The organism is Xanthomonas cannabis pv. cannabis (assembly GCF_000802365.1).
Lineage (GTDB): Bacteria > Pseudomonadota > Gammaproteobacteria > Xanthomonadales > Xanthomonadaceae > Xanthomonas > Xanthomonas cannabis.
The window spans coordinates 1-10,154 of record NZ_JSZE01000123.1 but is presented as its reverse complement, the minus strand read 5'-3'; the positions used below and the strand labels follow the sequence as shown (position 1 = coordinate 10,154).

At 65.9% G+C, this 10,154-nt stretch carries 10 protein-coding genes and 1 other RNA gene; 1 reads left to right on the top strand and 10 read right to left on the bottom strand.

Annotated elements, in window-relative coordinates:
* Positions 1-162: 162 nt before the first annotated feature.
* Entirely contained in the window at positions 163-570 is a 408-nt protein-coding gene (locus tag OZ10_RS17340) for an RNA-binding S4 domain-containing protein (RefSeq protein ID WP_039410485.1), read from the bottom strand.
* Positions 571-1,182: 612 nt separating this feature from the next.
* Here OZ10_RS17340 and OZ10_RS17335 point away from each other — a divergent pair.
* Positions 1,183-2,670, top strand: coding sequence for an MATE family efflux transporter (locus OZ10_RS17335; protein WP_039414134.1), 1,488 nt, complete (start codon positions 1,183-1,185; stop codon positions 2,668-2,670).
* A gap of 96 nt (positions 2,671-2,766) precedes the next feature.
* Here OZ10_RS17335 and OZ10_RS20740 read toward each other — a convergent pair.
* The 9 genes from OZ10_RS20740 to ffh form a co-directional block, all read right to left on the bottom strand.
* Positions 2,767-2,840, bottom strand: a non-coding RNA gene (locus tag OZ10_RS20740) — sX9 sRNA.
* 105 nt (positions 2,841-2,945) lie between these two features.
* A complete protein-coding gene (rplS, locus tag OZ10_RS17330) occupies positions 2,946-3,353 on the bottom strand; it encodes a 50S ribosomal protein L19 (RefSeq protein ID WP_005989873.1) in 408 nt (135 codons plus the stop codon).
* Positions 3,354-3,497: 144 nt separating this feature from the next.
* Positions 3,498-4,256 (bottom strand): tRNA (guanosine(37)-N1)-methyltransferase TrmD, encoded by a 759-nt coding sequence (trmD, locus tag OZ10_RS17325; protein WP_039566185.1) that lies wholly within the window; start codon positions 4,254-4,256, stop codon positions 3,498-3,500.
* Positions 4,257-4,320: 64 nt separating this feature from the next.
* Entirely contained in the window at positions 4,321-4,833 is a 513-nt protein-coding gene (gene rimM / locus OZ10_RS17320) for a ribosome maturation factor RimM (protein ID WP_039566183.1), read from the bottom strand.
* 41 nt (positions 4,834-4,874) lie between these two features.
* Positions 4,875-5,135 carry a 30S ribosomal protein S16 gene (gene rpsP / locus OZ10_RS17315; RefSeq protein WP_039414145.1) on the bottom strand — a complete coding sequence of 87 codons (261 nt, stop codon included), beginning with the start codon at positions 5,133-5,135 and terminating at the stop codon, positions 4,875-4,877.
* 99 nt (positions 5,136-5,234) lie between these two features.
* Positions 5,235-6,032 carry an aminotransferase class IV family protein gene (locus OZ10_RS17310; protein ID WP_039414147.1) on the bottom strand — a complete coding sequence of 266 codons (798 nt, stop codon included), beginning with the start codon at positions 6,030-6,032 and terminating at the stop codon, positions 5,235-5,237.
* On the bottom strand, positions 6,023-7,093 hold the full coding sequence (locus OZ10_RS17305; protein WP_039414151.1) for an NAD(P)H-dependent flavin oxidoreductase: 1,071 nt from the start codon (positions 7,091-7,093) through the stop codon (positions 6,023-6,025). Before OZ10_RS17305 ends, OZ10_RS17310 begins: the two co-directional genes overlap by 10 nt.
* A gap of 245 nt (positions 7,094-7,338) precedes the next feature.
* Complete coding sequence (locus OZ10_RS17300; protein WP_039414154.1) at positions 7,339-8,637, bottom strand: hypothetical protein; 1,299 nt, start codon at positions 8,635-8,637, stop codon at positions 7,339-7,341.
* 25 nt (positions 8,638-8,662) lie between these two features.
* A complete protein-coding gene (ffh, locus tag OZ10_RS17295; RefSeq protein WP_039414157.1) occupies positions 8,663-10,039 on the bottom strand; it encodes a signal recognition particle protein in 1,377 nt (458 codons plus the stop codon).
* Positions 10,040-10,154 lie beyond the last annotated feature (115 nt).

Genomic DNA, 10,154 nt, shown 5'->3' with positions numbered 1-10,154 from the left:
CGACCCAAGAAAGCAATTGGCGGCATGACGCCGTCCGCTTATGCCCAACATCTGGCAAACACCGATATCATCAACCCCGGACTCTAAACCCGACCGCTACTCAGGGCGGGGGGACGTCGCTGCGGACCCCATCGAGCACGGCAGGGACAATGTGCCAGACCGCTAGAGCGCGTCGATATCGCCCAATGCATTGATCAAGCGGCGTGCCCGCTTGTCGGGCTTGCCTTCCGGCGCGCGGTAACCGGTGCGTTCGGCAGCACGTTGCAGCCGCCACTGCGCACGCGCCTCGCGCGACGCCTCGCCCTCCACGTACAGGGCCTGCGCCACCGGCGCCGGTCCGCGTACATCGCTGAGCCCGGCCACCGTGATCTCGAAGATTTCACCACCCCGGTCGATGCGCAGGTGCTCGCCGCAGCGCAGACTGCGCGAGGGCTTGGGGCGCTGCCCGCCCACGTCCACCTTGCCGGTGTCGACCGCGTTCTTGGCCAGGCTGCGCGTCTTGAAAAAGCGCGCGGCCCACAGCCACACATCCAGCCTGACCGTCGTGCCCTGTTCCAGCTCCGGATTCATGCGCCTGCTGTCTCGCGTTGTCTGGTAACCGATGTTTGGGCAGCCACCCGGAACTCAAGCGGGGCCGTCGCCGCGGCCAACCGGGTCGATCGCCAGTTCGATGCTGGACGCTTGCCCCCATCCGCCCTACGGGCACCTTCCCCCGCAGGCGGGGGAAGGAAGGACTGCCAGCGCGCTGCAGATCAGACAAGCCCATTACGGCAAACAGCGCACCGCAATTCAAAAAATGACAGTTCAATCAACGCACTGCAGTTCAAACACGCCCATTACAGTTCAACAACGCATTGCAGTTCAAACAAGCGCACTACGGTTCAAACAACACACCACAGTTCAAACAAGCCCATGACAGTTCAATCAACGCACTGCAGATCAAACAAGCGCTCGGCCACACCCCTTCTCCCGCCTGCGGGAGAAGGTGGCGCGCAGCGCCGGATGAGGGCCACCGCGGCTGCGCAGCCGAGCGAAGCAGCGAAACGCCCCGGCCAAGGCTGCATCGCTGGCGCTGAATATGGAGCTCTCCCCCACCGAAGTGCGTACGCAACGCGAGCACTGCACCGGATCTCACCCGCGCAATGCTAGGGTGCGCAACGTCTGCATACCGATACAACCGCGATGGCCAAATCCGCTGTCCTGACCGAAGGCCCGATCGGCAAGAACCTGCTGCTCTTCGCACTGCCGATCATGGCGGGCAATATCGCCCAGTCGCTCAACGGCTCGGTCAACGCGATCTGGATCGGCCGCTACCTCGGCGAAGAGGCGCTGACTGCGGCAGCCAACGCAAACAGCATCATGTTCTTCCTGATCGGCTCGGTCTTCGGTATCGGCATGGCGTCCACCATCCTGATCGGCCAGGCAATGGGCGCGCGCAACATTGCCCAGGCCCGCAAGGTCATGGGCACCAGCGCCAGCTTCTTCGGCGGGCTGTCGGCGCTGATCGCCGTGCTGGGCTGGTTCCTGGCGCCGCATCTGCTCACCGCGATGGGTACGCCCGCCGCCTCGCAGACGCTGGCCGAGGAGTATCTGCGCGTGATCTTCCTGGCGATGCCGACGCTGTATCTGTTCGCCTTTCTATCGGCAGCGCTGCGCGGTACCGGCGATGCGCGTACGCCTTTCCGCTTTCTGCTGCTGTCGGTGCTGCTGGATATCGTGTTCAACCCGTTGCTGCTGTTCGGCATCGGCCCGTTTCCGGCGCTGGGCATCGCCGGTGCGGCCTGGGCCACGCTGATTGCGCAGGTGGTTGCACTGGCCGGCCTGCTGATCTATCTGCGGCACAAAAAACATGTGCTGTGGCTGGGACGACGCGACCTGCATCTGTTCCGAATCGATGCTGCCATCCTGCGCGCGCTCATCGTCAAGGGCGTGCCGATGGGCCTGCAGATGGTGATGATCTCGCTGGCGATGATCGCGATGCTGTCGCTGGTCAATGGCTTCGGTACCGACACCGCCGCCGCGTTTGGTGCGGGGCTGCAGCTGTGGAACTACGTACAGATGCCGGCAATGGCGGTCGGCGCCGCCTGTTCGACCATGGCTGCCCAGAACGTGGGTGCCGGCCTGTGGTCGCGGGTGGATGCCGTCGCCCGTACCGGCATCGCCGCCAACTTCCTGATGACTGGCCTGCTGATCGTGCTGTTGATCCTGTTCGATCGCTGGACCCTGGCCCTGTTCCTGCCCGAAGGCAGCGCCACCCTGGAGATCGCGCGGCATCTCAACCACATCGCGATCTGGTCGTTCCTGTTGTTTGGCGTCAGCTTTGTGGTGTCTGGCGTGGTGCGCTCCACCGGTGCGGTGATCCCACCGCTGTTGATTCTGGCGTTTTCGCTCTGGGGCGTACGCGTGCCTCTCGCAAATATCCTGCTGCCGCATCTGGGCGCAGACGCGGTGTGGTGGAGCTTTCCGATCAGTTCTACCTGCTCGATGCTGCTGTCGCTGGCCTACTACCGCTGGGGCGGCTGGCGCAAGGCGCGCATGCTGACCACGCAGAACCACCCTTCCGCACTGGCAGCGGCAGCCGAGGTGCCCGCACATCCTGCATCGCCGGTCGCCGATCCCGCCCCCATTGCCGAGCCGATCACCGAGCCAACCCGGACACGCTCGCGCTGATGCGTGCACGCTGATCCGCGCATGCCGACCGCAGCCAAGCCACGTGATCGATGGCGATGCGCTGCATTGACCGGCCTCAAGCTGCGACTTGAGAGCGGCTAACAAAACGAGCGCGGTTGTCAGGTGGCTGCGGGCATCGCGGCCGGAACCGCAGTGCGCGGGTGGCACATGCCAATTTCGAGCGCTGTCGCCATTCCGGTTCCACAAACGCAAACGGCCGCTCAAGGGCGGCCGTCTGGCAGTGGCAGATCGATGAGACCTGCCAGCAGTGTGGCTTACTCGGCCTTGGCAGCAGCCTGGCGAGCAGCCTTGGCCTGTGCAGCAGCGGCCAGATCTTCCTTGATGCGGGCAGCCTTGCCTTCCAGGCCACGCAGGTAGTACAGCTTGCCGGCGCGTACCTTACCGCGGCGCTTCACTTCGACCGAGTCGATGATGGCGCTGTGGGTCTGGAACACGCGCTCGACGCCGAAACCGTGCGAGATCTTGCGCACGGTGAAGGCGGAGTTCAGGCCGGCATTCTTGGTACCGATCACCACGCCCTCATAGGCCTGCACGCGCTCGCGGTTGCCTTCCTTCACCTTGACGTTCACCACAACGGTGTCGCCCTGGTTGAATTCCGGCAGCTTGCGCTGGATCTGGGCGGCTTCGAAGTCAGCCAGGATGGTCTTGTTGAGTTTGCTCATGGTGGGCACCGCGTGTCTGGTGATATTGGACCGGCAGTCGCCGCACGGCGATTGCTCGAGGTTCGTAGGAGGGCCAGACGCAAGGCTGGCCAGCAAGCCGCATATTGTACCTCAATCAATTCTTCAAGGGCTAGGGGTGCGCCCTTATTTCTCGTCGCCCCGGGTGAGTTCGCGGCGAAACTCCTCCAGGAGACGACGATCGTGCTTGTCCAGGCCTGCCTCGTCGAGCAGATCGGGACGACGCAGCCAGGTCCGGCCCAGCGACTGCTGCCGGCGCCAGCGCGCAATCGCGCCATGGTTGCCCGAGCGCAACACCTCGGGCACATCGCCCCAGGCATGCGCCGACGGGTGGCTGTAATGCGGGCAGTCCAGCAGGCCTTGCGGGCCTTCGAAACTGTCCTGCGCAGCAGATTCGGCGTCGTTCAACACGCCGTCCTGCAGCCGCGTCACCACATCCACAAGGACTGCAGCGCCCAACTCGCCACCGGACAACACGTAATCGCCGATGGAGATTTCCATATCCACCGCATTGGCAAGGAAACGCTCGTCCACCCCTTCATAGCGCCCGCACAGCAAGACCATGCGCGGCAACTGCGCCAGCTCGCGCGCGAGGGGCTGGGTGAGCGGACGTCCCTGCGGGCTGAGATAGATCACCGGCGCCGGTCGCGCGTCGGCGGCCTGCACCGCCTCCAGACAGGCCCGCAACGGCTCGATCAGCATCACCATGCCGGGCCCGCCGCCAAAGGGACGATCGTCCACGCGGCGGTAGTTGCCCTGCGCATGGTCGCGCGGATTCCAGCCCTGCAGGTCCAGCAGACCGCGCTCCTGCGCCCGCCCGACCACGCCGAACGCCGCGCACTGCGCGATGAACTCCGGGAACAGGCTGATGACGTCGATGCGCACTGGCAGGGATTCGGGAATCGGGATTCGGGAATGGGTAAGGCAGGAGCGAAGCCGATGGCTTCGATCAGAAATCCGGGTCCCAGTCGACCACGATCAGATTGGCCTCGAAGTCCACCGATTTGACAAACTCCGGCAGCACGAACGGAATCATCCGCTCGCGATCGCCGCGCACGACCACCACATCGTTGGAACCGGTGGAAAACAGGTGCGATACCGTCCCGAGCTTGACGCCCTCGACGGTTTCCACCTGCAATCCTTCCAGATCCACCCAGTAATATTCATCGGGCTTGGGTGGCGGCAAGGCGCTGCGGGCCACATAGATTTCGGTGCCATGCATGGCCTCGACGGTGTCGCGGTCGGTCACGTCGGGGAACACCGCGATCAGATTCTTGCCCTGATCACGTCCCCGTACGCCGCTCACGACCGACTCCTGCCCCGATGGCGTGCGTACGACCCACGGCTGATACCGGAAGATCGCACTGCGCGGTTCGGTCCAGGATTCGAGCTTCAGCTCACCCTTGACACCAAAAGCGCCGACAATCCTGCCTAACAGGATGCGGCGCTCGGTCGGCTTCATCTGTGTCGACTCTGGCCGGGCAAACACGCCCGGCCTCAAGATCAGGCCGCAGCGGCCTGGGACTTGGATGCTTCGCGATACAGGTTACGCACCTTGTCGGTCAGCTGTGCACCGTTGCCGACCCAATGGTCGACGCGGGCGATATCGAGCACGACGCGCGGTTCGGCGCCCTGCGCAACCGGGTTGTAGTAACCCACGCGCTCGATGTTGCGGCCGTCGCGCGCGCTGCGCACGTCGGTCACGATGATGTGGTAGAACGGACGCTTCTTGGCGCCGCCGCGGGTCAGTCGAATCTTGACCATGGTGTCGTTTTCCTGAGTTGCCCAGTCGCCAGAGTGGCGCGGTAAGCCGGCGATTATAGCGGGCTCCCTCGGCGAAGCCAAGCCAGCGGGTGTTTTTGCTCAGATCCCTTGCCAGGCCTGGGTTTGCAGTGCCCGCTCCAGCACGGGCAGCTGCGCGGCAGTGGCCGACCACTGCGCCGGGCCCATGGCCACGATGGCCTGCTGCCCCCGCGCATTGCAGCTGAAGCCACCGTCGAAGCTGGCGAGCTCGTCAAGGGCGACCGGGCGGGAGGTCTGCGCGATACCGAGCGCCTGCAGCCCGGCCTGCAACAACCGCTGCTGGGTGCCGTCCAGCGCCGGCCCCGCCGGCCAGACCACCCTGCCCTGGTGCCAGAACCCGACATTCCAGAACGTTCCTTCCAGCACATGGCCCTGGGGATCGACCAACACCGCATCGTCGACGCCGGCAGCCATCGCCTGGCGACGCAGATGCAACAGCGCGAAGGTGCCGACGTGCTTGCACTGCGCCTGCTCGCGCACATGCGTGACTGCGTGCACGCGCAGCGCGGCATCGGGCAATTGCGCAGCCGGCGATAGCGAAATCAGTACGTCCAGCGCCACCTGGCGCGATGGATCGCGCAGCGCAAACGCCTGCGAAAACACGGTGATACGCACGCTCGCATCCACCCGACCGGCACAGGCCAACGCCGCGCGCAGATACGTGCGCACCAGCGAGGCATCGATCGGTGCGCCGAACAGGGCGGCACTGTCGTGTTGCAGCCGTTGCAGATGCAGATCCAGCCCGCGCACGGCGGCGTTGCGCACCTGCAGCGTCGTGAAGTGCCCGTAGTTGATCAGGGCGGCCGCGCCGAGTTGCTGCGCCGTTGCTGCCTCGCCATTACAGAAGATCAGCGACACAGCAGTGCCTGCGTCTGCTCCCACCACTGCACGACCAATTGTGCGGCCGGCTGCGCCGGCGCCATCCAGGCCGACTGGCCTGCCCAGGCCTGCATCGCCTCCAGACGGTTGTCGCGCGCCGCTGCCTGGCGCATCGCGGCGGTCAGGCCGCGCTGCACCGGATATGGCGCAGGCGGCGGCGCATCCGCAGCAGTGGCGGCGCGCACGTAAGGGGTGAGCAATGCCCGCCCCAACCGACCTGAAAACGCGCGGGTTGGCCGGGTATGTTCCGGCTCGGCGGCCGCCAATGCATCGGCCCAGGCGCCGGGCAGGGCAGCCTCGGGCGTGCGCAGCAGACCGGTGCCGATCTGCACTGCACTGGCGCCCAGCGCCAGCGCCGCGGCAATGCCGCGCGCGTCGGCAATCCCGCCCGCGGCGATGACCGGGATCTCCAGGCCATCGACCAGCCGCGGCAGCAGGGCAAACAGTCCGGTCATCTGCTGCGCGGCGCGGCTGGCATCGAACGCGCCGCGGTGACCGCCAGCCTCGGCGCCTTGCGCGACCACGGCATCGGCCCCGGCCGCCTGCGCCGCCAGTGCTTCCTCCAGCGTGGTGGCGCAGGCGAACCAGGCGATGCCCGCATGCTTGAGGCGCGCAACCTGGTCGGGTCGGAACACACCCATGATCGACGAGGCCACCGCCGGGCGCGCGTTCAGCAATGCATCGAATTGCGCGTCGAAATCGGCTGGCATTGCATCGCCTGCTGCCTCCGGCACTGGCGGCCCCCACTGCGCAAGAAACACCCGCAGGCGCGCTTCGGCAGCGGCATCGCGGACAGGCGTCGGATCGGGAATCCATAAATTGACTTGCGCAGGCCCGGCACTTGCCTCACCAAAGGCGGCCATCCACGCCACAATGTCCTGCGGCTGCGACAACACCGCACCCATCGCGCCCATGCCACCGGCATTGGCGACCGCTGCCGACAACGGCACCGGACAGGCGCCGGCCATGGGGCTGAGCAGGATCGGCAGGCGCAGGCCGAAGCGTTGCTGGAAGGCATCGACGTTGGAGAATCTGGTCATCCACCACCTCGGCGGCCACGAGACGGAGCATGGTAACCGCGATGGACGGATGCGGATGCCGGCACGCGCAAGACGGTCAGTCGCGCATGCACTGCATGCCGCACCTTGCGTCTAAAGCGGCCACCAAACGTGGCAACCGTGATCAGGTGGACATGAAGTTGTCGGTGCATACCGCTGCTACATGCCGCACCGAGCTCCGGCCACGCCCATGTGGCGCCGAGCACAGTGGTTCGTTGTTCACGCTCTCAATCCACCGGTACCGGCATCACTTGCTGGCACCAGTCTTCGACCCAGACATCCTGCAACGCGAATGCACGCAAGCTCCGAGGACGCTGCAGGTAATCACCCCACACGCGCAGATCGACCACTGCAGCAATGGCTTGCTGGCGCCATGCCGGCGGGCCGAACAGCCGCAGTTCCAGGCAGTAATCGCCGTCGACAGGACAGGTCATCTGCATGCAGGTCGCCGGTGCCGCGCTCGCCCACGCATGCACCAGATCCGGCCCACGCACGAGCTTGAACACACGCACCTCGCCCTGCGTGCGACCGGTGCATTGATCGGGCAACGGCAACGGGCGATCGAAGTGCTCGCCGGCCCAGGCCAGTTCCAGCGTCAGCACGTCGCCCTGGCTCAAGCGCAGGAAGTAACGGTAAAGATGGGTGTTTTCGGCACGCCACGACGATGCGGGATCGGAACCTGCGGACACATCCCAGACATCGTCGGCACTGGCGAACAACAACCTCGAGCCGGCGGGCACGCCATGCACGGGCACTGACGGCAGATGCGCCTGCGACTGCAGCTGCGCGTCGTCTTCGAGATGCACCACCACCGCGCCGTCGTCGCGACGCGCGTATCGCATGCCCGCCCCGAACGTGGGCTGCAGCGGCAGTGCCAGCCGATCCGGCTCGGGCACGCGCAGCCAAAGCGCCACCACGCCGGGGCACGTTCCATAGGCCTGGCCGATGCCGATCGAATACACCCCGGAGCGGGTGACCGGCACGTCTACCTCGCCATCGGCGGGCACCTCCCACCACTGCGATTGCGTGCCACCCGGGTGCCACACATCGCAGCGCCACGCGGCCACACCTGCAGCATCGTTGGCAGGATGGAACGCCAGCACGAGATGGTCGCCCGCACGCAGGAACACCTCGACCGTGGTGCAGATGTCCTGCCGCGGGTAGCGTTCTTCTTCGTATGGCGCCACGTCCACGATATGGCGCCGCCACTGGCGCACCGACGTGTCGTGCACGTTCTGCGCGACGACGCGTTTGGCGGCTGCGTCGCGCCGCGGCAGGCGAGCGATGGCGGGCGTACCGCCGATGCCGCTGCCAGTGCCGCCAACCTGCGCTTGGGAGGTGGGCGTTGATGCCGGTACTGCGACCGGGCGGGCGCCAGACAGGCGGTCGATTCCTGCGACCACCAGTGCGATACACAGCCACAACACAACGCTTGCCGGCAGTAACGCCCACCCTGCCGTTAGCTGCCACGCCAGCACGAGGGCCAGCGCCAGATGCACGCAGTGCGCGCCTGCGGATGTGCTCACAGCGCGCGCAACCTGCGCAGGTTGCTCAACGGAACGGCATGCCGCCGCGGCCGCCCATGGCACCCATCATGCCCTTCATGTTGCGCATCAGGCCCTTCATGCCACCGCCGGCCAGCTTGCCCATCATCTTTTCCATCTGCTGGTATTGCTTCATCAGCTTGTTGACGTCGGCCGGCTGCATGCCCGAGCCGCGTGCGATGCGGGCACGGCGCGAGCCGTTGAGCAACGCCGGGTTGCGGCGCTCTTTTTTGGTCATCGAATTGATGATGGCGATCATGCGCGGCACTTCCTTGCCGGTGACCTGCTGCTTGACGTTGTCCGGGATCTGACCCATGCCCGGCAGCTTGTCCATCAGCCCATGGATGCCACCCATGTTCTGCATCTGCTCGAGCTGCTCTTTCATGTCGTTGAGGTCGAACTTCTTGCCCTTGGCGACCTTGGCAGCGAGCTTGGCGGCCTTTTCCTGATCGACGCTGTGCTCGACCTGCTCCACCAGCGACAGCACGTCGCCCATGTCCAGGATGCGGCTGGCGACGCGATCGGGATGGAACACATCCAGGCCGTCGGTCTTTTCGCCGGTACCGACGAACTTGATCGGCTTGCCGGTGATGTAGCGCACGCTCAGCGCGGCACCGCCACGGGCGTCGCCGTCGGTCTTGGTCAGCACCACGCCGGTCAGCGGCAGCGCCTCGCCAAAGGCCTTGGCCGTGTTGGCCGCGTCCTGGCCGGTCATCGCATCGACCACGAACAGGGTTTCGGTGGGGCTGATCGCGGCGTGCAGCGCCTTGATCTCGTCCATCATCGCCTGATCGATCGCCAGGCGACCGGCGGTATCGACCAGCAGCACGTCGGCAAACGACTTGCGTGCGTCGCTGATGGCGGCGCGCACGATATCGACCGGCTTCTGCGAGGCGTCGGACGGGAAGAACAGCACGCCGACCTGCTCGGCCAGGGTCTTGAGCTGCTCGATCGCGGCCGGTCGGTAGACGTCGGCCGAGACCACCATGACCTTCTTCTTGCGCTTTTCCTTCAGGTGCTTGGCGAGCTTGCCGACCGTGGTGGTCTTGCCCGCGCCCTGCAGGCCGGCCATCAGGATGATCGCCGGCGCCGGCACGTTGAGGTTGAGGTCGGCCGCCGCCGCGCCCATGACCGCGGTGAGCTCGTCGCGCACGATCTTGATCAGCGCCTGGCCCGGGGTCAGCGACTTGAGCACTTCCTGGCCCACCGCGCGCACCTTGATGCGTTCGATCAGCGCCTGCACCACCGGCAGCGCGACGTCGGCTTCCAGCAGCGCGATGCGCACTTCACGGGTGGCTTCGCGGATGTTCTCCTCGGTCAGGCGGCCGCGGCCGCGCAGGCGCTCCATGGTGCCGGAGAGACGTTGGGTAAGGGACTCGAACATGCGCAAGGGACCGCGTGAGGGGAAACGGGCACCGATTATAGCGGCACCAGCCAACGCCCCGCCCCAATCGACCCGCCGGCCGAAGCGAGCCAATCCAGGGCAAATCCCTCCGGCG